Here is a 26,397-nt window from a genome sequence, read left to right as displayed (position 1 = left end):
CGCACCGCCTGAAGCGTCGCGATGTGCTCGACCGGCCAAGCGCACCCGCTTGCACGTTCTTGATCCATGAGGCCGCCCTGCGCATGTCGTTCGGCGGGCCCAAGATCGCCCGCGCACAGCTCGACTACCTGCTGAAAGAGTCCGATCGGGAGAACGTGACCGTGCGCGTGATTCCGTTCGCCGTCGGCGGTTTCCCCAACGCCGGAAGTTCGACACTCTATGTATACGGGCCGGTTTCGCAGCTCGACACAGTCCAGACGGACACCCCGCACGGCCCCGCGTTCCTCGACGCCGAGACGCGCCTCGCGAACTACCGAGCAGTCTTGGATCGAACCGAAGAGAGGTCGCTCGACGCCGTGCAGTCGCGTGACTTCATCTACGAAATAGCACAACAAGTCTGAAGGCGTGGGAATAGTGGAAATTAAGTGGCAAAAGTCCTCGTTCTCGACGGACTCAGAGGGCAACTGCCTTGAGCTCGCACCCCAGGGCAACGAAGTCCTCGTACGCGAGAGCGACAACCCCAACATGATCGTCAAGACCACCAAAGCGAAGCTCGCGGCGTTCCTGGCCGGCGCCAAGGCAGGAGAGTTCGACCACCTGACGTAGATCACCCACGCTCCGCAAGTGACCCCCCGCCCTCGGCGGGGGGTCACTTGCGTTTGCGTATCAACTTTTGGCATATGCCGTACCACCCATTAGACGTCAAACTGTTGATACGGATCTGTATCTCGCGCTACCTTCCCCATGTGTCGCCGCACTGGGCCCATGCACGGCAAGACGGTGCCCAGAACGGCGGCCAACTCTCCCCGTCTCTGCGCCTGTTGGGGAGAGCCCCCGAGGGGTGCCCCCTCCCGGCTTGCACGCCTTCGCCGGGAGGGGAGCACCGGCAACACCGCGGCAGGAGGGCATCAATGCGCGCGTCATCCGACTCGGCCGAGCAGCGCGAGGCAAAACAGCCTCACGCGCCACGCCCGGAGGTGGAGATCAGACGCGCGTTCTGGATCGAGCGCAGGGTGTCGGAAGCAGACCTCAAGATCAGCGCACGGCCCGAGCGCGAATCCGTCGGCACACCAGCCGAGGCCATCCGCAAAATCCGCGTCAGCGTGCGCAGGTTGGCGCCCACCCTGCCCTCATGGGAGCAGCGACGCGCGCTGAGCTGGACGGACAGCGGCGGCTGTCTACAGGCTGTCGCCGCTCTACACCGCGGCGAGCCGTGCGGATTCTCAATCAGCAGCCACGGGACGTGGGTTGAGTGGATCGTCCGGCCATTCGACGAGTTCCTAGTGCCCGACGAGCTGCTGCTGCCCCTCGTACCGATGCACTCCGCATCCCATCCATGCGACGCTGCTCACTGACCTGTTGGAGGCTGCATGCACCAACTGATCGCAAGTCCATTCCTCGACGAGTACCTCGTCTTACGCCCCGGCCACGACGCCGGCGTGCAGATCCCGCTCACTCGGTACCTCGAACTCAGCAAGGCGGCGAGCACCGGCGGCGACGCTCCGCAGTGGCTCATCAACGCCGCCCGTCAGGCATGGCGCCTCGACCTCCCCTCGGATCAGCCCCTGCGCGAGACGGTCCTCGTGCGCGCCCCCTCGCCGTACGGCATGGGTCGCGCGTCGTACGAGATCAACAAGGGCTGTGACTACGACTGTCCGCACTGCTACCTCGGGTTGAAGCGGTTCGAGGGCATGCCGTGGGACGACAAGGTTCGGCTACTCGACATCATGCGCGACGCCGGCGTGCTCTGGCTTCAGGTCACGGGCGGCGAACCGCTGATCGACCGGGAATTCCCCGAGGCGTACGCGTACGCCTACGACCTCGGCATCATGCTGACCATCTCCACGAACGGATCACAGCTCCACAAGCCGAAGATCCTGGAGACGCTCACCCGTCGGCCGCCGCATCACCTGTCCCTGAGCGTCTACGGCGCGACCGCGGAGACGTACGACGGCTTCACCCGGAACCGAGGAGCGTTCGACCGCTTCATCCGCGGACTCGACGCCGCCCGCGAGGCCGGCCTGCGCTTGCAGTTGAACATCGTCATCACGAAGGACAACGCCGACGAGTTCGCCGCAATGGAGAGCCTCGCCGAGCAGTACGGCCAGGTGTTCGTGTTCACCAACATGTCGCCCACCATCCAAGGCGACTCGGCCCCCATCCCGGAGCAGGCCGCCAAGTACCTCCGCAAGCGGAAGCCGTTCACCGGCTGCAACGCCGGACATACCTTCTTCCACGCCGACCCGTTCGGCCACGCGTCCATATGCAAGATCGGCCGCGATCCACACATCCCGCTGATGCAGGAAGGCATCGAGGGACTCAAACGCCTCGGCGGCATCGCCGACGGCCTACAGCTTCGCACCGGGGGCTGTGCCGGCTGCTCGTTCGGCCAGAAAGACGCCGACGGCAACCCGGGCGGCTGCACCACCTGCCGCCCCATGGCCAAGCTCTACCAGGAGGCGAAGGCACCACGAAACATGTACTGCCAGCATCCCGACCCCGAACCAGTGAGGTGACCCATGGCAACAGCCACTGAGCCCCGCACCACGGAACAGAGCGCGTCCGCTTCCCGCGGACCCGTCCTCGTCGCGATCACCCCCCGGCCGACCGACCCGGGACCGCTCCCGGTCGCGATCACGTCCCGCCCGATCGCCGACGACGAGATCCGCATCACGCCGAACATCGGCACGTTCTCCGAGAGCCTCGGCTGCTCCTGCCAGGCCGACGACGACCAGCCGTACTAGGCCCGACACGTACCACCGAGCCGCCCTCACCCGTCGTAGGGTCGGGGGCGGCTCGCCCGTCCACCCCCAGGAACCTCACATGCCCGTAGACCGTATCCACTGGGACGCACTACCCCTCGGCGCCCGCCACGCCGCCGAGGAGCAAACCGGCCCCATTCTGCGCGCCGAGACGGCAGCAGCCGGCGCGAACTCCGGTATCGCCGCCACCGTCCACACTGCCGATTCGGTGCTCTTCGTCAAAGGTGCACCGATCAATCAGGCCCGGATGCAGCAGCGCGAGGCCACGATCAACCCCTATCTCCCGCCCTCGTGCCCCCGGCTGCTCTGGCACGTGCAGGCCGCTGGATGGGACCTGATCGGGTACGAGCGCATCGTCGGTCGCCACGCCGACTACGCGCCCGACTCTCCTGATCTACCGCTCGTCGCCGACGCCCTGGTCGAGCTCCAGAACACCCCGTGCCCTGATATCGACCTCAAGCGCGCCGAGGACCGATGGAGCGGCTACGCAGGCCCCGCCGGCGTCGAGCAGCTCGCCGGTAACACGCTGCTGCACACCGACCTCGCCCCGCACAACATGCTCGTGACCGACCGCGCCCACCTGATCGACTGGGCATGGCCCACCCGCGGCGCAGCGTGGATCGACCCTGCCGTGCTCATCCTGCGACTCATGGAAGCCGGGCACCCCGCGTCGACCGCAGACGCATGGGCACGCGCTCAATTCCCCTCATGGGCAACGGCCCCGCACGCGTCCGTCGCCGCCTTCTCCGAGGCAAACGCCCGATGCTGGGACGAGATCGCCCGCAACGATCCACAGGACTGGAAGAAGCACATGGGACTGCTCGCTCATGACTGGGTGACCTACTGGCGCGCACAAGCGTCGTAAGCCGACTGTGTGCGCCCGCCGACCCTTCACCGGAGTCCGCGGGCGCACAGCACGCGCCTACTTCCTTACGCAGCGCCCACGCATGTTCCGTCCTTGTCGGGACTGACCCCGAGGTGTCGAAGCAGGTCGTACCGCGAAACCCGGTAACCACGGCTGTGCGGTAGCAGCCGCACGGGGTACTGCTGCCTTTTGGCCAAGCCGTACCCCGTCGTACGACCGATGCCCAACGCCCGGTTGGCCGTTTCAAGATCAACGGTCACAGGCATGGCCATCAGTTCCTCGTGCGTCATCGCTCGCACGTCGCTGGTCACGTGCTCCCCTCCGTCATGTCGAGACACCCTCCTAGCAGGGCGTTGACTGAACATAACGTATCGATAACGCTTGTGACTACGCAATATGCACTGCTAACGTGTCGATATGCACAGTCACCAAACGGCAAGCGACACCATCGCCGAGCAGGTGCGCAAGCACCGCGCCCGGCTCGGCCTCAACCGTGAGCAGCTTGCAGAAGAGTGCGCACGGTTGGGCGCTCCTGACCTCACATACGCCGCGATCACGAACATTGAGACCGGCCGCAGGAACAAGGAGGGCAAGCGACGCCGCGAGGTGACCGTCGACGAGTTGCTCGTGCTTGGCCTCGCCCTCGCGGTCCCCCCGCTCCTCCTGGCGCTTCCTCTGGGGGACGAGCAGACCGTGCCCACGGTGCCCGCGGCAGATCCGCGGGACCCCTACACCGTGTGGAAGTGGTTCACGGGCGAGGAGACGCCGACGCTCGCCGGCCCCGTCGACGGGCGCCACTACGCCGACCCCCGGCCCATCGCCGGAATCGGCCCCAAGTGGTCCGCCGCGTGGAGCACAGCCGCTTATCCCGCGTCGCTGTACCCCGAGTTCGAGCGGCGGCGCGAGGCAGTCCACAGGGCGTTTCTGCGCACCGAGGCCACGCAGGCAAAGCGCCGCACAGACAAGGGGGGCCACACCGCAGCCGAGACCGACTATCTGCACCGACTCGAAGAACTCGCGCGCCACATCAACGACATGAACCGCGCGGGACTCACGATCCCCGATCTACGACCTGACTTGATCGAGGACATGCAGGGGCTCGACATGCTCGACGACCCCGACATCATCCACCCGAGAGGTACTGAGTGAACGGCACGATCACCAAGCGTTGCGGATGCCGTGACGCCGAGGGCAGACAGCTCAACAGCTCTTGCCCCAGACTCACACAGCGGGCACACGGCCTGTTCAGCCTGATACAGGAGCTGCCGCCTCGTGAGGACGGCACACGTCGCCGTTTCCGGCGCAGCGGCTACAAGACCAAGACCGAAGCGCGGAAGGACATTGACGCCCTGCGCGCCCTGCTCGGCATCGCCGGCAAGGGCGACCCCGACGGGCAGACGCGCATCGCCGACTTACTCGAAACCGTCGCAGCGAGCGGGGAAGACATCCCCGACTACGACGAGACGAAGCGCCGGTTCGCGACCGGCCAATCGCTCACACAGCACATGACCGTCACCGAGTGGCTCGACACGTGGCTCGCCGGTAAGAAGGCACTCCGCAAGAGCGGTGAGACCCGCTACGAGGTCGACATCAGGTGCCACCTGAAACCACGGATCGGGCACATCCGCCTCGACCGACTCACCGTGCAGCACCTCGACGAGATGTTCGCCGGTATCGCCGAGACAAACGCCGAGATTCACGACGCCAACATGCAGCGCCGCGCCGCCCTCGACGAGTTGAAAACGATCCCGTGGAAAGGAGCGGAGAACCGAGGCCGCCGGAAGTTCCTGAAAGCCGCCATCGAGGAGAAGGAGCCGTTCCGCCGCATCACTGGTCCGGCGACACAGAAGCACGTGCGCGACACGCTGAGGGCCTCGCTGAACACGGCCATCGCTCGTGGCGCGATCACGTTCAACCCGGCGTCGTACGTCGAGCTGACGCCGGCAAAGCGGCCAAAGGCCATGGTGTGGACTGATGAGCGGGTCGAGGCGTGGCTACAGACCGGCGAACGCCCCTCGGCGGTCATGGTGTGGACGCCCGAGCAGGCAGGGCAGTTCCTCGACTACCTCGCCGACACCGAGCACCGACTGCTGCCCCTGTTCCACCTGATCACGTTCCGCGGTCTGCGGCGGGGCGAGGCGTGCGGCGTTCGATGGTCCGACTACTCCGAGACGGCGCGCTCGATGACGATCGCGACGCAGCTCGTCCAGGACGGATGGGAAGTCATCGAGAGCCTGCCCAAGACAGACAGCGGCGAGCGCGTGTTCTCAGTCGACGGGTACACCGCCGAGGTGCTCGACGCCCACCGGACGAAGCAGGCCGCCGAGCGCTGCCAGTGGGGGCCAGCGTGGATCGAGTCAGGCCGGATGTTCACTCAGGAGGACGGCGAGCGAATCCACCCGGGTTGGCTGACTGACCAGTTCGAACGGCTCGTCGACCTCTCGGGCCTGCCGCCGATCCGGCTGCACGACCTGCGGCACGTCGCCGCCTCGCTCATGCTCGCCGCCGGCGTCGACGTCAAGATCGTGTCCGAGACCCTCGGACACTCCGACTCCCGGATCACGCGGGACATTTACCAGTCGGTCATGCCAAAGGCCGCCGCCGAGGCCGCCGAGGCGACCGCCGCCATGGTCCCGCGCGGAACCGCTCGACTGCCCAAGGAAAAGGCCGTCGAACCGCCGACCCCGCAGGATGGCCACACAATGGCCACACACGAGGGTGCGAAGATCATCGCGTTCCGACCGCGCTTGGTGAGCGCATAAGAAAAACCCCAGGTCACGGCGAGTGAGTCCCAGGGTTTTCCGGAGCCGCCTTCGGGATTCGAACCCGAGACCTACGCATTACGAGTGCGTTGCTCTGGCCATCTGAGCTAAGGCGGCGCGCTGTCCGCACTATGGTGCGGTCAGCAACGTCGGTAAGTCTACACAGTTTCGAGGGGTGCTCCGCACCAGCTCCGGGGGTGGGGTGCGCGGGGTCCGCAGCGGGGCTATGAGCAGCGCTTTCCCTTCGTCGGAGGGGTCCCACGGAGCAGGTAGGCGTCGATCGCCGAGTCGATGCAGTCGCTGCCCCGGCCGTAGGCCGTGTGGCCGTCGCCCTCGTAGGTGAGGAGGCGGGCCGAGGCGAGCTGGCCGGCGAGGGAGCGGGCCCAGCGGTACGGCGTCGCCGGGTCGCGGGTGGTGCCGACGACGACGATCGGGGCGGCGCCCTTCGCCTCGATGCGGCGCGGCTCACCCGTGGCCCTGACCGGCCAGTACGCGCAGTTCAGGGAGGCCCAGGCGAGGCCCTCGCCGAAGACCGGGGACGCCTTCTCGAAGGACGGCAGCACCTTCTCCACCTGCTCCGGGGCGGCGAAGGCCGCGGGGAGGTCTAGGCAGTTCACGGCCGCGTTGGCGGCCATCAGGTTGGCGTAGCGGCCCTCGGCGTCCCGCTCGTAGTAACTGTCGGAGAGGACGAGCAGGCCCGAGCCGTCGTTCTGCTTCATCGCCGAGGTCAGCGCCTCGCGCAACTGCTCCCACGTGCTCTCGTCGTACATCGCCGCGATCACGCCGGTGGTGGCGAGGGCCTCGCCGAGCCTGCGGCCGTCGGGGTCGCCGGCCGGGATCGGCCTCCGGTCGAGCTTCGCGAAGAAGGCCTTGAGGTTCTCGCCGACCTTGGCGGGAGCGGTGCCCTTCCGGCCGAGCGGGCAGTCGGGCTGCCGTACACAGTCCTTCGCGAAGGACTGGAACGCCGTCTCGAACCCGGCCGTCTGGTCCAGGTTCAGCCGACGGGCGGGCAGCGACGGGTCCATCGCGCCGTCCAGGACGAGTCGGCCCACCCGGTCCGGAAACAGCCCCGCGTACGTCGCCCCGAGGAACGTCCCGTAGGACGCGCCCACGTACGTCAGCTTCCCGTCGCCCAGGACAGCCCGCAGGATGTCCATGTCACGGGCCGCCTCCACGGTGGAGACATGCCGCAGCAGCCGCGCCGAGTGTGCCCCGCAGCCCTCCGCGAACTCCTTGTACGCGTCGACGAGTTCGCCGGTCTCCCGCTGGTCGTCGGGGGTGGTGTCCGTCTGCGTGTAGGCGTCCATCGCCCGCCCGTCGAGGCACTTCACCGGCTCGCTGCCGGCCACGCCGCGCGGGTCGACGGCGACCATGTCGTAGCGGGCGCGGACCTCGGCGGGGTAGCCGATGCCGGCGTACTGCTGCAGGTAGGCGACCGCGGAGCCGCCCGGGCCGCCCGGGTTCACCAGCAGGGAGCCGAGCCGCTTGCCCGGGCCTGTCGCCTTCCTGCGCTCGACCGCGAGCCGCACATCGCCCGCGCCCGGATCGGCGTAGTCGAGCGGCGCCTTCATCGTGGCGCACTCGAAGCCGGGGACACCGCAGCTGCGCCAGCTCAGCTTCTGCCCGTAGTACGGCGCGAGCGCCGACGGCGTGGCCCGCGGCAGCGCGGCGAGCGCCGCCATCGCCGTCGAACCGGCGGAACTCGACGACGCCTCGGCGGAGCAGCCGGAGACGAGGCCGCCGGAGACGAGCAGCGCGGCGAGCGACAGGAATGCGACGCCGGTGCGGGACCTGCGAGACCTGTGGGACCTGCGGAGAGAGCGCCTGGTGTGCATCAAGCGAGCGTAACTCTGCGCAACGACACGAAAGCCGTCCGTACGTGAAGTGCCACGGACGAGCGACCCCGTCAACCCACGGGCATCGACGTCACCCCGCTCTCAGGGCCATCGTCATCGCCTCGACCGCCAGCAGCGGAGCCACATTGCGGTCGAGGGCCTGTCTGCACGCGGCGATGGCCTCGATGCGGCGGAGGGTGGCCTCGGGGCTGCCGCCGCGGGCGAGCCGCTCCAGGGCGTCCTCGGCGTCCGCGTTGGCGATGGCGATGCGGGAGCCGAGCTGGAGGGCGAGGACATCGCGGTAGAAGGCGGTCAGGTCGGTCAGCGCGACGTCGAGGCTGTCGCGCTGCGTACGCGTCCGCCGACGCTTCTGCTTGTCCTCCAGATCCTTCATCACGCCCGCCGTGCCGCGCGGCATCCGGCCGCCCTGGACCGCGCCCAGCGCCGTCTTCAGCTCCTCGGTCTCCTTGCCGTCCCTCTCCTCCGCGAGCTGCTTGGCGTCCTCGGTGGCCGCGTCGACCAGCTCCTGGGCCGCTCTGAGGCAGCTGCCGACGTCGTCGACGCGCAGGGGCAGCTTCAGCACGGCCGCGCGGCGCTCGCGCGCGGCGGGGTCGGTGGCCAGGCGTCGGGCCCGGTCGACATGCCCCTGGGTGGCCCGGGCGGCGGCCGCGGCGACGGCCGGCTCGATGCCCTCGCGCCGTACGAGCATGTCGGCGACGGCGTCCACGGAAGGCGTGCGCAGGTTCAGGTGCCGGCAGCGGGAGCGGATGGTCGGCAGCACGTCCTCCAGGGAGGGAGCGCAGAGCAGCCAGACCGTCCGCGGGGCGGGCTCCTCGACCGCCTTCAGGACGGCGTTGGCCGACTTCTCGTTCAGCCGCTCGGCGTCCTCCACGAGGATGACCTGCCAACGGCCCGTGGCGGGCGAGGTGTACGACTTGCGGACCGTGTCGCGCATGTCCTCGGCGAGGATCTGCGAACCGACGGCGGCGACCGTGCTGACGTCGGCGTGGGTGCCGATGAGCGCCGTATGACAGCCGTCGCAGAACCCGCAGCCCGGGATGCCGCCGAGCGCCCGGTCCGGACTCACGCACTGCAGCGCGGCGGCGAAGGCCCGCGCCACCTGGCTGCGGCCGGCGCCGGGCGGGCCGGTGAACAGCCAGGCGTGCGTCATCTTCGACGCCTCCGGCGGCGGGGCGGCGGAGGTGGCCGCGGTGACGAGCGCGTCGGCGTCCCGAGCGGCAGCGGCCAGCTGTCCACTCACCTTCTCCTGCCCGACGAGGTCGTCCCACACGGTCATGCGTCACGCCGCCCTTTCGTCACGTTTCGCGCTGCGGGTTCCATTGTGCGGGGAGCCACTGACAATCGGGCCATTGCCGGTCGGCCCACAGGACCCACCAGGCCCTCAGCGGCGCCTGCCCCGCCCGTGGCCCTCGTCGTGCCCGTCCTCGTCCCCGCGCGGTCCCAGGAGTTCGTCCGCCAGCGACGGTAGATCGTCCAGCGGGGTCTCCTCGGCCCAGTCCGGCCGCGGCCGCTGCCGGGGCGCGCCGGCCTCGTCGACCTGCGGCAGCTCGCGCGTACGGTCGTCGCCCCCGCCCTGACCGTCCCGCTCGTCCTGCTCGTCGCGGAAGTAACCCGGCGGCACCCGGTCCGAAGGGCTCTCGTCCCGGACCGGAGGCAGTACGGCCGTCTCCTCCTCGGGGTTCTGCGCGCGTACCGGCGGCAGTACCGCCGTCTCGTCCGCGGCGCCCGCCGGCATCGGAGGCTGCGGCAGCTCCGCCGTCACCTCGGCGTCGGCCGAAGGCTGCTCGGGCTTCTTGTCCATGCGGATCGGCGGCAGCACGGCCGTCTCGTCCACCGGCCCGACCGGTGCCTTGGGCGGAGTCACGACCGGCGTCGGCACGGTGGTCGCCTCCGGCGGCGCGACCACGGGAGCCGAGGCCGCCTTGGGGCGGGCCGCCGGCCTCGGGCCGACCTGCGCCGCGGCAGCGGCCTGCTCCGCCGCGCGCCGGGCCCGCTCGGCCCGCACCAGCGCTTCCTCGGCCTTCTGCTGCTTCTCCAGGCGCCGGGCCTCGGCCTCGGCACGCAGCCGGGCCTCCTCCTCGGCCTGCCTGCGACGCCGCTCCTCCTCCGCCTTGCGGCGGACCTCCTCCTCGGCGCGGGCCTTCTCCTCCGCGAGGAGCCGGACCCGCTCCTCCTCGGCACGCCGGCGTGCTTCCTCGGCTCGCAGCCGCGCCTCCTCGGCCTGCCGTTCGGCCTCGCGCCGCTGTGCCTCCTCCAGCTCGCGCCGCTTGCGCTCCTCCTCCTCGGCGCGCAGCTTGGCGAGCTGCTCCTCGCGCTCGCGCTCCAGGCGCTCCTCCTCGGCCTTGCGGGCGGCCTCTTCCTCGGCCTTGCGGCGGGCCTCCTCCTCGGCCTTCTTGCGCGCCTCCTCCTGGGCCTTGATCTCGGCCTCGGACAGGGGCAGCAGTTGGTCGAGCCGGTGCCGGACGACGGCCGTGACGGCCTCGGGCTCCTGGGCCGCGTCGACGACCAGGTAGCGGCCCGGGTCGGCGGCGGCGAGGGTGAGGAAACCGGAGCGCACGCGTGCGTGGAACTCCGCGGGCTCCGACTCCAGCCGGTCCGGCGCCTCCGTGAAGCGCTCGCGGGCGGCCTCCGGGGAGACGTCCAGCAGGACCGTCAGATGCGGCACGAGGCCGTTCGTCGCCCAGCGCGAGATCCGCGCGATCTCGGTCGGGGACAGGTCGCGGCCCGCGCCCTGGTAGGCCACGGACGAGTCGACGTACCGGTCGGTGATCACCACCGCGCCGCGCTCCAGGGCGGGCCGTACGACCGTGTCGACGTGCTCCGCGCGGTCCGCCGCGTACAGCAGCGCCTCCGCGCGGTGCGAGAGCCCGGCGCTGGACACGTCCAGCAGGATCGAGCGCAGCCGCTTGCCCACGGGGGTGGCCCCCGGCTCGCGCGTGAGGACGACCTCGTGGCCCTTCGCCCTGATCCACTCGGCGAGCGCCTCGGCCTGGGTGGACTTGCCGGCGCCGTCGCCGCCCTCCAGGGCGATGAAGAAGCCGTTCGCGGCCCGGGCCGTCACCGGGTCGTCGCCGCCCAGCAGCGCGTCCCGCAGGTCCTGCCGCAGGGGTACGCCGGAGCGGTCGTCGACCTTGGCCAGCACCAGTGCGGCCACCGGCAGCAGCAGCGCCCCGACCAGCATCAGGGTGAACGCGGCGCCGCCGTGCGCGAACACGAACTTGCCGTTCTCCAGCCGGTGCGGCCCGATGAGCGCCGCGACCAGCGGGGCGATCACCGCGCCCAGCGCCACCAGGACCCGCACGACCGCGTGCAGATGTTCCGTGGTGCGCGTCCTGCGGTGCTCCTCGGTCTCCTGGTCGAGCAGCGCGTGCCCGGTGTTGGCGGCGACGCCCGCGCCGACGCCGGCCAGGGCCACGATCAGGAGCACGCTGGTGACGTCCGGGACCAGCCCGGCGGCCAGCAGCGCGACGCCGGTGAAGGCGATGGCCAGCGCGAGCAGCCGACGCCGCGACAGCGACACCAGCACCTTGGGCGCCGTACGGACGCCGACGACGACCCCGCCGGTCAGCCCGAGCACGAGCAGCCCGTACAGCACCGGGCCGCCGCCCAGGTCGGTGGCGTGCAGCACGGACACGGCGACGGAGGCGGAGATCGCCCCGGCGACGGCGGCGCAGGCGAGGACCAGCAGCGGGATCGCGCCCGTGCGGCCCGCCTCGACGCCGGTGGCGGTCCTGGGACGGCGCAGTCCTTCGAGCGGCGACCGCGCGCGCGGGGCGCGCACGCCGGGCAGCTCCAGGAACGTCACGATGGACAGCGATCCGGCGAAGAGCCCGCCGGCGACGTACGAGGCGAGGGCCGCCTGGTGCTGGCCGAACCAGTCGATCCCGGCGCCCAGAAGATTGTTGAACAATGCCGCGACGACCAGCGTGGCCGCGCCCAGCGGGATCGCCACGAAGCCGGTGCGCAGCGACAGCCGACGCAGGGCGTCCATGTGGTCCGGCAGCGGCCGCACGGTCGCGCCCTCCAGGGGCGGGGCGGGCAGCAGGGTCGGGGCGGCGCTCTCGCGGGCGACCGTCCAGAACCGTTCGGCGACTCCGGTCACGAACACCGTGACGAGCAGCAGGGCCAGTGCGTCGTCCGGCGTCCAGTCGATCCACAGGGGCGCGACGATCAGCAGCGCGGCGCGCAGCCCGTCCGCGCCGACCATGGTCCAGCGGCGGTCGAGCGGGCCGTCCGGCGAGGTCAGCGACGTCAAGGGGCCCAGGAGGACGGCGCCGAAGAGCAGAGTGGCCAGAATGCGCACCCCGAAGACGATCGCCACTGCGAACGCCACGCCCCGGTAGCCGCCTCCGAAGGAGCCCTCGGCGATGGCCGCCTGGAGGACGAGGAGGACGAACACCAGGAGTGCGAGCGCGTCGCCCACACCGCTCACCAGCTGCGCGCTCCAGAGCCGTTTGAGCTGCGGCTCGCGCAACAGGGCGCGCACGGCGCGCTCGCGGGAGTCCGCCACCAGGGCGTCGTCCGGGGCCGGGTGGTGGGCCGTTGGCTGCTCGGCTCGCGTCATGCTTTCAGCCTATCGGCCGCGACTGACAGCCTGTGGCCGCCGTCCGCACGTACGACCGCCCCGACACCAAAGTGATGCCGGGGCGTTCGTTCAGCGAACCTGCCGTGAAGGAACCGTGGCCGACGGGTCAGTCGTCCGACGGGGAAGCCGCAGCCTTCTTGGCGACCGTCTTCTTGGCGACCGTCTTCTTCGCGGTCGTCGTCTTGGCGGCGGTCTTCTTGGCCGCCGTCTTCTTCGCCGGAGCCGCCTTCTTCGCCGTCGTCGCCTTCTTCGCGGGCGCCTTCTTGGCCGTCTTCTTGGCCGGCGTCTTGGCGCGCTTCTCGGCGAGCAGCTCGTAGCCGCGCTCCGGGGTGATCTCCTCGACGCTGTCGCCGGAGCGCAGGGTCGCGTTGCTCTCCCCGTCGGTGACGTACGGCCCGAAGCGACCGTCCTTGACGACGACCGGCTTTCCGCTGACCGGGTCCGTGCCCAGCTCCTTCAGCGGCGGCTTGGCGGCGGCCCGGCCACGCTGCTTGGGCTGGGAGTAGATCTCCAGCGCCTCTTCGAGCGTGATCGTGAAGAGCTGGTCCTCGGTCTGCAGCGACCGCGAGTCCGTGCCCTTTTTCAGGTACGGGCCGTAGCGGCCGTTCTGCGCGGTGATCTCCACGCCTTCGGCGTCCTTGCCGACGACCCTGGGCAGGGACATCAGTTTGAGCGCGTCCGCCAGGGTCACCGTGTCCAGGGACATCGACTTGAACAGCGAGGCCGTGCGCGGCTTGACGGCGTTCTTGCCGGTCTTCGGAGTGCCCTCGGGGAGCACCTCGGTGACGTACGGGCCGTAGCGGCCGTCCCTGGCGATGATCTGGTGGCCGGACTCGGGGTCGGCGCCCAGCTCGAAGTCGCCGCTCGGCTTGGCGAGCAGTTCCTCGGAGAGCTCGACGGACAGCTCGTCGGGCGCGAGGTCCTCGGGGATGTCCGCGCGCTGGTGGCCCTCGGAGTCCTTCTCGCCGCGCTCGATGTAGGGGCCGTAGCGGCCGACCCGCAGCACGATGTCGTTGCCCACGGGGAACGACGACACCTCGCGGGCGTCGATCGCGCCCAGGTCGGTCACCAGCTCCTTGAGGCCGCCGAGGTGGTCCCCGTCGCCGTTGCCGGCGTCGGCGGCGGAGCCGCTGTCAGGCGTCGTCTCGCCGAAGTAGAACCGCTTGAGCCACGGCACGGACTGCGCCTCGCCGCGCGCGATGCGGTCGAGGTCGTCCTCCATCTTCGCGGTGAAGTCGTAGTCGACGAGCCGCCCGAAGTGCTTCTCCAGGAGGTTGACCACGGCGAAGGAGAGGAAGGACGGGACGAGCGCCGTGCCCTTCTTGAAGACGTAGCCGCGGTCGAGGATCGTGCCGATGATCGACGCGTACGTCGACGGGCGGCCGATCTCGCGCTCTTCGAGCTCCTTGACCAGGCTGGCCTCGGTGTAGCGGGCCGGGGGCTTGGTGGCGTGCCCGTCGACCGTGATCTCCTCGGCGGACAGCGCGTCGCCCTCGCCGACCTGGGGCAGGCGGCGCTCGCGGTCGTCCAGCTCGGCGTTCGGGTCGTCGGCGCCTTCGACGTACGCCTTCAGGAAGCCGTGGAAGGTGATCGTCTTGCCGGAGGCGCTGAACTCGACGTCCCGGCCGTCGGCGGCGGCGCCGGCGATCTTCACCGTGACGCTGTTGCCGACCGCGTCCTTCATCTGGGAGGCGACCGTCCGCTTCCAGATCAGCTCGTAGAGCTTGAACTGGTCGCCGGTCAGGCCCGTCTCGGCAGGCGTGCGGAAACGATCACCCGAGGGGCGGATCGCCTCGTGCGCCTCCTGCGCGTTCTTGACCTTGCCGGCGTACGTCCGCGGCTGGGCCGGCAGGTAGTCGGCGCCGTACAGCTGCGTGACCTGGGCGCGGGCGGCGGTGATCGCCGTCTCGCTCAGCGTCGTGGAGTCCGTACGCATGTAGGTGATGAAGCCGTTCTCGTACAGCTTCTGCGCCACCTGCATGGTGGCCTTCGCGCCGAAGCCGAGCTTGCGGCTGGCCTCCTGCTGCAGCGTCGTCGTACGGAACGGGGCGTACGGCGAGCGGCGGTAGGGCTTGGACTCGACGGACCGGACGGCGAACCGCGTGTTCTCCAGGGCGGCGGCCAGGGCGCGGGCGTTCGCCTCGTCGAGGTGGAGGATGTTCGCGCTCTTGAGTTGTCCCACGGAGTCGAAGTCGCGGCCCTGCGCGACCCGCCTGCCGTCGACGGCCTGCAGGCGGGCGACCAGCGACGACGGGTCCGACGAATCACCGGCGCGGCCGGTCGAGAAGGTGCCCGTCAGGTCCCAGTACTCAGCAGAACGAAACGCGATGCGCTCGCGTTCCCGCTCCACGACGAGACGGGTGGCGACGGACTGGACGCGGCCGGCCGACAGCCGCGGCATGACCTTCTTCCACAGGACCGGCGAGACCTCGTAGCCGTAGAGGCGGTCGAGGATGCGGCGGGTCTCCTGGGCGTCGACGAGCTTCTGGTTGAGCTGGCGCGGGTTGGCGACGGCGGCCTGGATCGCGGCCTTGGTGATCTCGTGGAAGACCATCCGCTTGACCGGGACCTTGGGCTTCAGCACCTCCTGGAGGTGCCATGCGATGGCCTCGCCCTCGCGGTCCTCATCGGTGGCGAGGAAGAGCTCGTCGGAGTCCCGCAGCAGGTCCTTGAGCTTCTTGACCTGCGCCTTCTTGTCGGCGTTGACGACATAGATCGGCTGGAAGTCGTGTTCGACGTCCACTCCGAGGCGGCGGACCTCACCCGTGTACTGGTCCGGCACCTCCGCGGCACCGTTGGGAAGGTCGCGGATGTGCCCGACGCTGGCCTCGACGATGTAGCCGGGGCCGAGGTAACCCTTGATCGTCTTCGCCTTGGCAGGCGACTCGACGATCACGAGTCGGCGGCCGCCCTTCGCGGTCTCGCTGGTCGGGGACAACTTCGCTCTTCTCTCCGGTCGACTCTGGGGCCTCCCCAGGCCTTGCTCCCGGGGTCGGGTCATGGTGACGCTGCGGAGTGTGACGGTACATCCCGCCCCCGTGTCAAACGGGAAAAGCCCGCAACGGCCACTCGAACGGTAACCCGACTACCGCCATTCCTGCCGCCCGGAGTACCGACCAGCCCTTTTCCGTACGACCGGAAGGCGTCCTCCCCTTTATCGCCGTGACCACGCTCACGCGGCTCGCACCGGGGGCCGACGGGATCCTCGAACACGGCCCCGGAGGTGGCTTTGGAGGCGGATTCAGAGGCGGGTGAAGCACCACGCCCCGGCGGCCAGGGCGACGACGGCGGCCAGGGTCGCGAGGGTCGCCGATGCGACGGGGCTCACACCTTGCGCCACGGGTTCACCCTGTCGCACCCGGACCGCGGTCCATACCAGCAGCGCGGCCCCGAACAGGGCGAACACCACTCCCGCGAAGATCGCCGGCCCAGTCTCCATGATCGTCCCCGCCCCTTTTCTCCACGTGCCGCCCTGGCCCCGGGAGGTTGTCACGCGTGGGCGGCACCCCGGCGAACCCGAGGTTAACGCCGGGACTACGGGCGGGGGCGGGAGGCGCGGCGAGCCGTCGACCGGGGCGCCGGCCGGGCTGGACGGGCGAGGTGTGACGCTCCGGACGGGCGGAGTGTGATGCGCCGGACCGGCGGTGCGGGGCGCGGGGGGCGACTTGCGTGCGTGCCCCTCCTGGAACCCGACCCGATGCTTTCCGGTCACCCTCCCCGTTCTCGCCGACTCACTCCGCCGGTTCGAGGAACCCCTGCTCCACCAACAGTCGGATCTGCGCCGGAGTGCGGTCCCGCAACAACACCGCGTCCTCGCCGACCAGTTGGGCGATGGCGTCGAGAATGCGGCCGGCGCTCAGCGAGCCGTCGCACACGCCCGCGAAGCCCGCGCCGACCGTGTCCACCTTGGTGGCCCGCCGCATGCCGCGGTGCTGGCGCAGCACGACGTGCTCCGGATCGTCGGCGCCGGGCAGCCCGACCTGCTCCTGGACGACCTCCGTGACCAGCCGGAAGCGCCCGGCGAGCAGGGCCGCGTCGTCATGCACGCGCAGGTAGTCGAGCCGCTCGAAGTGCGCCAGGATCGTGTCGCCGAGCGGTTGTTCGACCGGGTGCGGCCACTCCTCCACCGTGATCACCGGCTCCGCGGCCGCCGTCCTGCGCAACGTGATCCAGCCGAAGCCGACGGCCTTCACCTTGCGCGCCTCGAACTCGTCCAGCCATGCGTCGTAGTGCGCCTGGTACTCGGTCTGGTCGCCCCGGTGGTCACCGGCGTCCCTCAGCCAGAGTTCGGCGTACTGCGTGACGTCCTGCACCTCGCGCTGCACGATCCACGCGTCGCACCCGCGCGGCACCCACGACCTGAGCCTGTCCTGCCAGTCCTCCCCTTCCACGTGCTGCCAGTTGGCGAGGAACTGCGCGAACCCGCCTTCGCCCAGCCGTTCCCCCGCCCCCTGAACGAGCGAGCGGCACAGATCGTCCCCGCCCATCCCGCCGTCCCGATAGGTCAGCCGGGCGCCCGGCGAGATCACGAACGGCGGGTTCGACACGATGAGGTCGTACCTCTCGTCGTCCCGGACCGGTTCGAACAGCGAGCCCTCGCGCAGCTCGGCGGCCGGGGCTCCGGACAGCGCGAGCGTGAGCCCGGTGATGTGCAGCGCGCGCGGATTGAGGTCGGTCGCCGTCACGCGCGTGGCGTGCTGGGCGGCGTGCAGCGCCTGGATGCCGGACCCGGTGCCGAGATCGAGGGCGGCGGAGACGGGCCTGCGGACGGTGATGCCGGCGAGGGTCGTCGACGCGCCGCCGACGCCGAGGACGACGCCTTCGTCCTTGCTGCCGATGCCACCCGCGCCGCCGACCGCGCACCCCAGGTCGGACACGATGAACCAGTCCTCGCCGCCCGGCCCGCCGTACGGTCGTACGTCCACGGTCGCGGCCACCTCGTCCGGGCCGGCGGGGAGCAGCCAGCCGCTCTCCACGCACGCGCGTACGGGCAGAAACTCCTCCACGCGTGCGTGCGGCACCGGCTGCTGGAGCAGGAAGAGGCGGACGAGCGTCTCCAGCGGGGTGTCCCCGCGGGTCGCGCGCAGCGCGGGCACGGTCTCGCTGCGCGCCAGGGCCGCGTAGGCGGGGGCGCCGAGCAGCTCGAGGAGACCGTCCGCGGTGAAGGAGGCCGCGAGCAGGGCCTCCCGCAGCCGGGCGGCGACGTCGGGGCGGTCGGCGAAGGGCAGGGGGGACCGGGTGGCGTTACTCACGCCCCCCATTGTCTCCCGTCACCCCTCGGGTGTCTGCGTCACCGCCCGGGTCGCCCGCCCCGGAGGATGCCCCGGGCTTCTCCCGGAGCGTCCTGGCGTATCCCGGAGCGTCCCGGGCCACGCGGCTTCAGCTGGTGGTCGCGCGGGCCGAGGCGGAGGCGGCCACCTTCTTGCAGCTTTCCTGGCCGGCCATGGCGTCCTTGACGTCGCCCTGCTCGAGGTTCTTCAGCGCGGTGTTGCCGCTCTTGCTGAGCGTGCCGAGCGCGGTGGCGATGTCCTGGAGACCGTCGGCGAACTTCGCCTGGTCCTTCGTGTCCAGCGCGTCGACCTGCTTCTTCAGGCCGGCGTAGGAGGTCGAGAGGGTGGTGAGCGCCGCGACGGCGTCCTTCTGCTTCTTCTCGCCGTCGTCGATCCCGGGCGGGGCCCCGGCGGTCTGGACGGCCTGGGCGAGCGCCTTGTAGGCGTCGGACATGTCCTGGAAGGCCTGCGAGTCGGTCTTCTGGACGTTCGCCGGGGCGTTGTTGTCCGTGGCGGCCTGCTTGATCGCGTCGTTGGCGGCGTCGACCTTCGCGTCCTGGGCGGGCAGCGCGTCGCAGACCTGCTTGGCCCAGGCGTCGAGCTCCTTGTTGCCGTCGTCGCTGCTGCATCCGGACAGCGCCAGTACCAGTACCGCACCGCCGGACAGTACGGCCGCGAGCTTCTTGTTCACCGGTTTGGTCCCTTCCATGGCTCTCGGCCCCGGAACATACACGCCAACCGGGCGACAACCCCAGAACGAATGTCCGCTATAGGGATTATTGAAGCCATTTGCACCAAGAGAGAGAAGGCTCACGGCTCGGGCACACCCGCAACACAGCGGGCGGTCGACGCGTCAACACGCGTCGACCGCCCGCCCTTTGAGCTGGGCACCGTCGAGCAGGTCTACGAAACCACCGCCGGATCGACCGACTTGGCCGCGGTACCGGCGTTGTCTTCGTCACCCACGGCGATACCGCGCCGCTTGGAGACATAGACCGCGACGACGATGACGGCGAGCGAGAGGAGCGCGATCAGGATCCGCGCACCGATGCTCTTGTCCTCTCCGTAGCTGAACTTGATCACGGCCGGCGCGATGAGCAGCGCCACCAGATTCATGACCTTGAGCAGCGGGTTGATCGCGGGACCGGCGGTGTCCTTGAACGGGTCGCCGACCGTGTCGCCGATCACCGTGGCCGCATGCGCCTCACTGCCCTTGCCGCCGTGATGGCCGTCCTCGACGAGTTTCTTGGCGTTGTCCCACGCGCCGCCGGAGTTGGCGAGGAACACCGCCATCAGCGTGCCCGAGCCGATCGCGCCCGCCAGGAACGCGCCGAGCGCGCCCACGCCGAGGGTGAACCCGACGAAGATCGGCGCCAGCACGGCCAGCAACCCTGGGGTCGCGAGTTCGCGCAGAGCGTCCCTGGTGCAGATGTCGACGACCTTGCCGTACTCCGGCTCCTCGCTGTAGTCCATGATCCCCGGGTGCTCGCGGAACTGCCGCCGCACCTCGAACACCACAGAACCCGCCGACCGCGACACCGCGTTGATCGCCAGCCCCGAGAAGAGGAAGACGACCGCCGCGCCCGCGATCAGGCCGACGAGGTTGTTGGGCTGCGAGATGTCCATCATCAGGCTCATCGGCGCGCCCTCCCCGGAGAGCTTCTCGCCGACGTCCTGCGCACCCGTGGTGATCGCGTCCCGGTACGACCCGAAGAGCGCCGACGCCGCCAGGACGGCGGTGGCGATGGCGATGCCCTTGGTGATGGCCTTGGTCGTGTTGCCGACGGCGTCGAGGTTGGTGAGCACCTGCGCGCCCGCGCCCTGGACGTCACCGGACATCTCCGCGATGCCCTGTGCGTTGTCGGAGACCGGCCCGAAGGTGTCCATCGCGACGATCACGCCGACCGTGGTGAGCAGACCGGTACCGGCCAGCGCCACCGCGAACAGCGCCAGCATGATCGACGTACCGCCGAGCAGGAACGCCCCGTACACGCCCAGGCCGATCAACAGGGCGGTGTAGACGGCCGATTCGAGCCCGACGGAGATACCGGCGAGGACGACGGTGGCGGGGCCCGTCAGCGACGACTTGCCGATGTCACGCACCGGTCGGCGGGTGGTCTCGGTGAAGTAGCCCGTCAACTGCTGGATGACGGCGGCCAGGAGAATGCCGATCGCCACCGCGACGAGGGCGAGGATGCGCGGGTCGCCGTTCTTGCTCTGGATCGCCGCGTCGGTGACGCCGTCGAGGTCGGCGTACGTTCCGGGGAGATAGAGGTAGACGGCCACCGCGACCAGCACGAGCGAGATCACCGCGGAGATGAAGAAGCCCCTGTTGATCGCGGACATGCCACTGCGGTCGGTGCGGCGCGGGGCGACCGCGAAGATCCCGACCATGGCCGTGAGCACGCCGATCGCGGGGACGAGCAGCGGGAAGGCGAGCCCGGCGTCGCCGAAGGCCGCCTTGCCGAGGATCAGCGCGGCGACCAGGGTCACGGCGTACGACTCGAACAGGTCGGCCGCCATGCCGGCGCAGTCGCCGACGTTGTCGCCCACGTTGTCGGCGATGGTCGCGGCATTGCGCGGATCGTCCTCCGGAATGCCCTGCTCGACCTTGCCGACCAGGTCGGCGCCGACGTCGGCGGCCTTGGTGAAGATGCCTCCGCCGACCCTCATGAACATGGCGATGAGGGCCGCGCCGAGCCCGAAGCCCTCGAGCACCTTCGGCGCGTCGGCCGCGTAGACCAGCACCACACACGCGGCGCCGAGCAGACCGAGCCCCACCGTGAACATGCCGACGACGCCGCCGGTACGGAATGCGATCTTCATTGCTTTGTGCGAGACGGCGGTGAGATCCTTTTCCGGTTCGCCTTCCGCCGGAGTCGCTTCCCGGGCCGCCGCGGCGACGCGCACATTACTGCGCACGGCGAGCCACATGCCGATATAGCCGGTGGCCGCCGAGAACGCCGCACCGATCAAGAAGAACACCGATCGTCCGGCGCGCTGGTTCCAGTCGTCCGCGGGCAGCAGCATGAGCAGGAAGAACACGACCACGGCGAAAACGGCGAGCGTGCGCAGTTGCCGGGCCAGATAGGCGTTGGCGCCTTCCTGGATGGCCGCTGCGATCTTCTTCATGCTGTCGGTGCCCTCGCCCGCCGCGAGCACTTGGCGCAGTAGCACGCCCGCGACCACGAGCGCGGCCAGGGCCACGACCGCGATCACCACCACGAGCAGGCGGTTGCCGTCGGTCAGCACTGCGGCTGCGAAGGTTGTGGAGTGGTCCAACCGATGAGGGGTAGAAAGCCCCGCCATTCGTCCTCCTTGACGCTTGGGCTGAGCTCAAGATGTGGACGGATTGTAGGTACCGGAACCTGATCAAAACAGTGTGCGGCAAACGGAATTCGCCTTCGCACGCAAAACCCGCATGATCCTGAGTGATCCAGCACGGTAATGCCTTCAAGGCATTGTCGTTCGTGAATTGATTCACGATATTCGCGGCAAGATTCACTGCACCGGGATTCCAAGATCTCGGGATTCCAAGATTCATTTCACGGAACCACTGTAAGCGCGGTCACCGAGGTCCGCACATGCCGAAGGGCCCTACGAGGTAGGGCCCTTCGGGTGAGTGAATCGCGAGGCTCGGGTCAGGACGGGCGACGGGTCAGGACAGCGCCGCCGTCGCCGACGTGCTCGGCCAGGTCATACGGATCAGTCCGCCGTGCTCGCCGGCGGTGACCTCCACGTCGTCGACGAGGCCGCTGATGACCGCGAGGCCCATCTCGTCCTCCTCGGCCTCCGCATCGGCCTCGGCGCCGGAGCCGGGCGCCCGGTCACCGGGCGCCGAGCGTGGCGCCTCGTCGCCGACCTCGATGGAGAACTGTTTCTCCTCCTCGATCAGCAGCACCTTCACCGGCGCGGTGATACCGCCCGTCTGGTGCAGTCCGACGGCGCGGGTGCAGGCCTCGCCGACGGCGAGCCTGACCTCGTCGAGGACGGCCTCGTCCACTCCGGCCCTGCGCGCAACCGCTGCCGCCACCAGTCGGGCGGTCCTGACGTGCTCGGGCAGCGCGCTGAAGCGGAGTTCAACGGTGGCCATACGTCCCCCTCGGAACTACGGGCGTGCTGTCGGGGGGCCGGGCCGCCGAGCCCGGTCCCCCTACTTCGTTCAACCAGCCGTGCCGGGCCGCGCGGGCCCGGAACGGGGTGGTCAGTCGGTGGCAGCGACCGCTTCGTCGACCGAGGTGTGGATCGGAAACACCTTGGTCAGACCGGTGATGCGGAAGATCTTCAAAATACGCTCCTGGTTGCAGACCAGGCGGAGCGAGCCCTCATGGGCACGCACCCGCTTCAGTCCGCCGACCAGCACGCCGAGCCCGGTGGAGTCGAGGAAGTCCACGCCCTCCATGTCAACGACGAGGTGGAAATTCCCGTCGTTCACCAGCTCGACCAGCTGCTCGCGCAACTTGGGCGCGGTATATACGTCGATTTCGCCACCGACCTCGACGACCGTACGATCGCCGACGGTACGGGTCGACAGAGACAGGTCCACGGATCCTCCAGCACCTTGCTATCGAGCGGTCGCCCCTCGGAACACCTGGGCAGGAGTCCCCGGGACGGTACGCCAGCCGCGATGGCATTCAATCACTTACCGGCAGGCGTGCACGACGCCTTGGCCCCATTGTCCGTCACGCCAGTGACACACTCGGTGCCGATGGCCAAGAATCACCGATCCGATCGCCCCTTGCCCGAGGCCGCGCCCCGGCTGTCTCCGGGCGCGCTCCTGGACCGGCTCGCCCCGGGACCGAACCGGGCATCGCGCATCACTCATACGGAGCACTTGCCCCCGCGCGAGGGTCGCCATGCCGTCTGGCCGGACCGGATTCGTTCCGAGGTCATCGCGGCCGTGCAGGCCCGCGGCATCGAACACCCCTGGGCCCACCAGGCCCGGGCCGCCGAGCACGCGCTGGACGGCGACTCGGTGATCGTCGCCACGGGCACCGCGTCCGGCAAGTCGCTGGCGTACCTGGTGCCCGTCCTCTCGGCCCTCCTGGACGGCTCGGAGGCCCCCAACGGCCGTGGGGCGACCACCCTCTACCTGGCCCCCACCAAGGCCCTGGCGGCCGATCAGTGCCGCTCCGTGAAGGAACTTTCACAACCTCTGGGCAACTCCGTGCGGCCGGCCGTGTACGACGGCGACACCCCGTTCGAGGAACGGGAGTGGATCCGCCAGTACGCCAACTACGTCCTGACCAACCCGGACATGCTGCATCGGGGCATCCTGCCGTCCCACCCCCGCTGGTCCTCCTTCCTGAAGTCCCTGAAGTACGTCGTCATCGACGAGTGCCACACCTATCGCGGCGTGTTCGGCTCCCACGTCGCCCAGGTGCTGCGCCGCCTGCGCAGGCTGTGCGCCCGCTACGGGGCCTCTCCGGTCTTCCTGCTGGCCTCCGCGACGGCCGCGGAGCCCTCGGTGGCCGCGGGCCGCCTCACCGGCCTCCCGGTGGTCGAGGTCGCCGACGACGCCTCGCCCCGCGGTGAACTGGTGTTCGCCCTCTGGGAGCCCCCGCTCACCGAGATGGTGGGCGAGAAGGGCGCACCCGTCCGGCGTACCGCCATCGCCGAGACCGCCGACCTGCTGACCGACCTCGCCGTCCAGGGCGTGCGCACCGTCGCCTTCGTCCGCTCCCGGCGCGGCGCCGAGCTGATCTCGGTGATCGCCCAGGAACGCCTCGCCGAGGTCGACCGCTCGCTCGCCCGGCGTGTCGCGGCCTACCGCGGCGGCTACCTCCCCGAGGAACGCCGCGCCCTGGAGCAGGCCCTGCACTCCGGCGAACTCCTCGGCCTCGCCGCGACCACCGCCCTGGAGCTCGGCATCGACGTCTCCGGCCTCGACGCCGTCCTGATCGCCGGCTACCCGGGCACGCGCGCGTCCCTGTGGCAGCAGGCGGGCCGGGCGGGCCGGTCCGGACAGGGCGCGCTGGCCGTGCTGATCGCCCGGGACGACCCGCTGGACACCTTCCTCGTCCATCACCCCGAGGCGCTGTTCGACCGCCCGGTGGAGTCGACGGTCCTCGACCCCGACAACCCCTATGTGCTCGCCCCGCACCTGTGCGCGGCCGCCGCCGAACTCCCCCTGACCGAGGAGGACCTGGCCCTGTTCGGCCCCGAGACCGAGGGCCTGCTGCCGCAGCTGGAGGCCGCGAAGCTGCTGCGGCGCCGGACCAGGGCCTGGCACTGGACCCGCCGGGAACGGGCCGCCGACCTCACGGACATCCGCGGCGGGGGCGGCCGACCGGTCCAGGTCGTCGAGGCCGGGACGGGCCGGCTGCTCGGCACGGTCGACGCGGGCGCCTCCCACACCACCGTCCACGAGGGCGCCGTCCACCTCCACCAGGGCCGCACGTATCTCGTGCGTTCCCTGGACCTGGAGGACTCCGTCGCCCTCGTCGAGCAGGCCGACCCGCCGTACTCGACGGTCGCCCGCGACACGACGTCGATCTCCGTCCTGGAGACGGACGTCGAAATCCCCTGGGGCCAGGGCCGGTTGTGCTACGGCTCCGTCGAAGTCACCAACCAGGTCGTCTCCTTCCTGCGTCGACGTGTCATCACCGGTGAAGTCCTGGGCGAGTCGAAGCTCGACCTCCCTCCTCGTACGCTGCGCACGCGTGCCGTGTGGTGGACGGTCACCGAGGACCAACTGGACGCCGCCCGGATCAACCCCGAGATCCTCGGCGGGGCCCTGCACGCCGCCGAACACGCCTCGATCGGCATGCTGCCCCTCTTCGCGACCTGCGACCGCTGGGACATCGGCGGCGTGTCGGTCCCGCTGCACCCCGACACGCTCCTCCCGACGGTCTTCGTCTACGACGGCCATCCCGGCGGCGCGGGCTTCGCGGAACGCGCCTTCCACACGGCCCGCTCCTGGCTGACGGCCACCCGGCAGGCCATCGCCTCCTGTGAGTGCGACGCCGGTTGTCCGTCCTGCATCCAGTCCCCCAAGTGCGGCAACGGCAACGACCCGCTGCACAAGAGGGGCGCAGTACGCCTGCTCACGGAACTCCTGCGGGAGGCCCCTGAGGAGAAGCCCGCGGAACAGCCCGAGGAAAGGCCTCAGGAGAGGCCTGAGGAGCAGGTGGAGGGGGCGGAGGAGGCGCCGGACGAGACGCCGGAGGATCCATCGGCGCAGACATCGGAGGCGGATGGGGCACCGCATCCGCCGGGCCCGCCCGCGCCCTGACCTCGGCTGCGAACAGACCCCGCCCCGAAGCCGCCGTCACGTCCGAGATCTCACCGACGACGGCGCACCGCACCAGTCGTGCGCCCTGCGCCCGAGCCACCCGGTCCGCCCGCGCGCAGGCCTGCGCGCCGCCGTCGGACCAGTGGTCGGCTGCCGCCAGCGCCGCGAGGTCGGCGCCGCCCGCGGCACGGTGCCGGGCCGCCACCGCCTGCCCGAGGGCGAGCACGACGCCGAACACCACACACAGCACGGCGATCGCACCGAGGCTCCAGACGGTCGCGGAGCCACGATCGGCTTCCCCGTGGCGCGCTCGCCCTCCTGCTCCGAAGAGACGGCCCCTCATGGCCCTGTCCCCCCGCCTGCCGTCCCCACGGCCTCCTCCGCCGCGGCAACGGCCTCCTCCCGCACCTCGAAGGGCAGCCCTCGCAGCACGGGCGGCTGCGCCACGACGACCACACGGACCTGGTCCCCCTCCCGGCGGACCGTCACCTCCGCCCCGCGCGGCGCCGTCGCACGGGTCACCTGGAGGACCGCGTCGGCCGGATCCTGCCGAGCCGCCGCCCGGGCGCCGGTCCTGGCCGCGTCCACGCACTGGATCTGAGCCGCCATGACGAGCAGCCCCCAGACCAGCGCCATCGCGAACGCCACCAGCACCGGCAGCACCACCGCCGACTCCGCCGTCACGAACCCCCGGTCCCCGCCGCACACCTGCCGGCGAGCGCGCCGCAGCTCACGCCCCCGCACTGAGCGCCCGATTCACGAGTGCCTGCAGTTGAGCGCCGACCACGTCGCTCGTCACCACCTGGTGGAGCAGCACGGCGAAGCCGACGGCCGCCACGATCCCCATCGCGTACTCGGACGTCACCATCCCCGCGTCCCTCCGCGCCGCACGCGCCCTGCACATCACAGCACTCAGCCGCGCCCAAACCGCCTTGCACATTTCAACCCCCGTGAGATTCAGACCTGTTTGATCTGTTGGTTATGTTTTAGATGTTTGTAGATGTTTTTGGATGTGTTAGTTCTGTTAGTTCTGTTGGTCGCTTGCTGTTCGCGCTCCCGCCCC

Annotated in this window: 21 protein-coding genes, 1 tRNA gene and 1 pseudogene; 9 read left to right on the top strand and 14 right to left on the bottom strand. The window is 70.2% G+C overall.

The genetic code is table 11. The features are described 5' to 3' along the window. The 8 genes from ABZ725_RS12470 to ABZ725_RS12435 form a co-directional block, all read left to right on the top strand. The coding region (locus tag ABZ725_RS12470; protein ID WP_358802613.1) for a DUF5753 domain-containing protein at positions 1 to 401 on the top strand (401 nt) is incomplete at its 5' end. Between the two features lie 13 nt (positions 402 to 414). Then, positions 415 to 606 (top strand): DUF397 domain-containing protein, encoded by a 192-nt coding sequence (locus ABZ725_RS12465; protein WP_358802612.1) that lies wholly within the window; start codon positions 415 to 417, stop codon positions 604 to 606. A 305-nt stretch (positions 607 to 911) separates the two neighbouring features. After that, entirely contained in the window at positions 912 to 1,355 is a 444-nt protein-coding gene (locus tag ABZ725_RS12460) for a hypothetical protein (RefSeq protein ID WP_358802611.1), read from the top strand. Positions 1,356 to 1,370: 15 nt separating this feature from the next. Beyond that, positions 1,371 to 2,516: a radical SAM protein gene (locus tag ABZ725_RS12455; protein ID WP_358802610.1), complete on the top strand. Its 1,146-nt coding sequence runs from the start codon at positions 1,371 to 1,373 to the stop codon at positions 2,514 to 2,516. A gap of 3 nt (positions 2,517 to 2,519) precedes the next feature. Next, positions 2,520 to 2,744, top strand: coding sequence for a hypothetical protein (locus tag ABZ725_RS12450; protein WP_358802609.1), 225 nt, complete (start codon positions 2,520 to 2,522; stop codon positions 2,742 to 2,744). 79 nt (positions 2,745 to 2,823) lie between these two features. Next, the gene (locus tag ABZ725_RS12445; protein ID WP_358802608.1) at positions 2,824 to 3,627 is read left to right on the top strand and encodes an aminoglycoside phosphotransferase; all 804 of its coding nucleotides are present in this window, start codon (positions 2,824 to 2,826) and stop codon (positions 3,625 to 3,627) included. Between the two features lie 459 nt (positions 3,628 to 4,086). Then, on the top strand, positions 4,087 to 4,776 hold the full coding sequence (locus ABZ725_RS12440) for a helix-turn-helix transcriptional regulator (RefSeq protein WP_358802607.1): 690 nt from the start codon (positions 4,087 to 4,089) through the stop codon (positions 4,774 to 4,776). Further along, positions 4,773 to 6,389: a tyrosine-type recombinase/integrase gene (locus ABZ725_RS12435; RefSeq protein WP_358802606.1), complete on the top strand. Its 1,617-nt coding sequence runs from the start codon at positions 4,773 to 4,775 to the stop codon at positions 6,387 to 6,389. The genes ABZ725_RS12440 and ABZ725_RS12435 overlap by 4 nt, the downstream gene beginning before the upstream one ends. Positions 6,390 to 6,432: 43 nt before the next feature. Here the strand turns inward: ABZ725_RS12435 and ABZ725_RS12430 are convergent. The 11 genes from ABZ725_RS12430 to bldG form a co-directional block, all read right to left on the bottom strand. Further along, a tRNA-Thr gene (locus tag ABZ725_RS12430) sits at positions 6,433 to 6,506 on the bottom strand. Between the two features lie 107 nt (positions 6,507 to 6,613). Then, positions 6,614 to 8,224, bottom strand: coding sequence for an alpha/beta hydrolase (locus ABZ725_RS12425; RefSeq protein WP_358802605.1), 1,611 nt, complete (start codon positions 8,222 to 8,224; stop codon positions 6,614 to 6,616). Positions 8,225 to 8,315: 91 nt separating this feature from the next. Beyond that, the gene (locus ABZ725_RS12420; protein ID WP_351915499.1) at positions 8,316 to 9,521 is read right to left on the bottom strand and encodes a DNA polymerase III subunit delta'; all 1,206 of its coding nucleotides are present in this window, start codon (positions 9,519 to 9,521) and stop codon (positions 8,316 to 8,318) included. A 105-nt stretch (positions 9,522 to 9,626) separates the two neighbouring features. Then, on the bottom strand, positions 9,627 to 12,809 hold the full coding sequence (tmk, locus tag ABZ725_RS12415; protein WP_358802604.1) for a dTMP kinase: 3,183 nt from the start codon (positions 12,807 to 12,809) through the stop codon (positions 9,627 to 9,629). A 127-nt stretch (positions 12,810 to 12,936) separates the two neighbouring features. After that, the gene (topA, locus tag ABZ725_RS12410; protein ID WP_358802603.1) at positions 12,937 to 15,768 is read right to left on the bottom strand and encodes a type I DNA topoisomerase; all 2,832 of its coding nucleotides are present in this window, start codon (positions 15,766 to 15,768) and stop codon (positions 12,937 to 12,939) included. Positions 15,769 to 16,071: 303 nt separating this feature from the next. Further along, entirely contained in the window at positions 16,072 to 16,269 is a 198-nt protein-coding gene (locus ABZ725_RS12405) for a hypothetical protein (RefSeq protein ID WP_351915504.1), read from the bottom strand. Positions 16,270 to 16,561: 292 nt separating this feature from the next. After that, complete coding sequence (locus ABZ725_RS12400) at positions 16,562 to 18,091, bottom strand: methyltransferase (RefSeq protein ID WP_358802602.1); 1,530 nt, start codon at positions 18,089 to 18,091, stop codon at positions 16,562 to 16,564. 118 nt (positions 18,092 to 18,209) lie between these two features. Continuing rightward, positions 18,210 to 18,809 carry a small secreted protein gene (locus ABZ725_RS12395; protein WP_358802601.1) on the bottom strand — a complete coding sequence of 200 codons (600 nt, stop codon included), beginning with the start codon at positions 18,807 to 18,809 and terminating at the stop codon, positions 18,210 to 18,212. 194 nt (positions 18,810 to 19,003) lie between these two features. Then, a complete protein-coding gene (locus ABZ725_RS12390) occupies positions 19,004 to 21,409 on the bottom strand; it encodes a sodium-translocating pyrophosphatase (protein WP_358802600.1) in 2,406 nt (801 codons plus the stop codon). Between the two features lie 349 nt (positions 21,410 to 21,758). Continuing rightward, the gene (locus tag ABZ725_RS12385; RefSeq protein ID WP_351910462.1) at positions 21,759 to 22,193 is read right to left on the bottom strand and encodes an ATP-binding protein; all 435 of its coding nucleotides are present in this window, start codon (positions 22,191 to 22,193) and stop codon (positions 21,759 to 21,761) included. Between the two features lie 111 nt (positions 22,194 to 22,304). Next, positions 22,305 to 22,646 (bottom strand): anti-sigma factor antagonist BldG, encoded by a 342-nt coding sequence (bldG, locus tag ABZ725_RS12380; protein WP_009189842.1) that lies wholly within the window; start codon positions 22,644 to 22,646, stop codon positions 22,305 to 22,307. An 81-nt stretch (positions 22,647 to 22,727) separates the two neighbouring features. Here bldG and ABZ725_RS12375 point away from each other — a divergent pair, with 81 nt between their 5' ends. Next, on the top strand, positions 22,728 to 25,334 hold the full coding sequence (locus ABZ725_RS12375) for a DEAD/DEAH box helicase (protein WP_358802599.1): 2,607 nt from the start codon (positions 22,728 to 22,730) through the stop codon (positions 25,332 to 25,334). On the opposite strand, the pseudogene ABZ725_RS12370 reads toward ABZ725_RS12375, so the two are convergent. The 3 genes and pseudogenes from ABZ725_RS12370 to ABZ725_RS12360 all read right to left on the bottom strand — a co-directional run. Continuing rightward, positions 25,312 to 25,677: pseudogene (locus ABZ725_RS12370) on the bottom strand (Rv3654c family TadE-like protein); the annotation flags it as partial. The gene ABZ725_RS12375 and the pseudogene ABZ725_RS12370 sit on opposite strands and share 23 nt — an antisense overlap. Next, positions 25,674 to 26,018: a TadE family type IV pilus minor pilin gene (locus tag ABZ725_RS12365; RefSeq protein WP_358802598.1), complete on the bottom strand. Its 345-nt coding sequence runs from the start codon at positions 26,016 to 26,018 to the stop codon at positions 25,674 to 25,676. The gene ABZ725_RS12365 and the pseudogene ABZ725_RS12370, both read right to left, overlap by 4 nt. 46 nt (positions 26,019 to 26,064) lie before the next feature. Further along, positions 26,065 to 26,274 carry a DUF4244 domain-containing protein gene (locus ABZ725_RS12360; protein ID WP_351910456.1) on the bottom strand — a complete coding sequence of 70 codons (210 nt, stop codon included), beginning with the start codon at positions 26,272 to 26,274 and terminating at the stop codon, positions 26,065 to 26,067. Positions 26,275 to 26,397 lie beyond the last annotated feature (123 nt).

It is taken from the genome of Streptomyces sp. NPDC006872, assembly GCF_040635845.1.
GTDB lineage: Bacteria > Actinomycetota > Actinomycetes > Streptomycetales > Streptomycetaceae > Streptomyces.
Note: the sequence above shows the minus strand (reverse complement) of the source record. Positions and strands in the feature narration are given on the sequence as shown.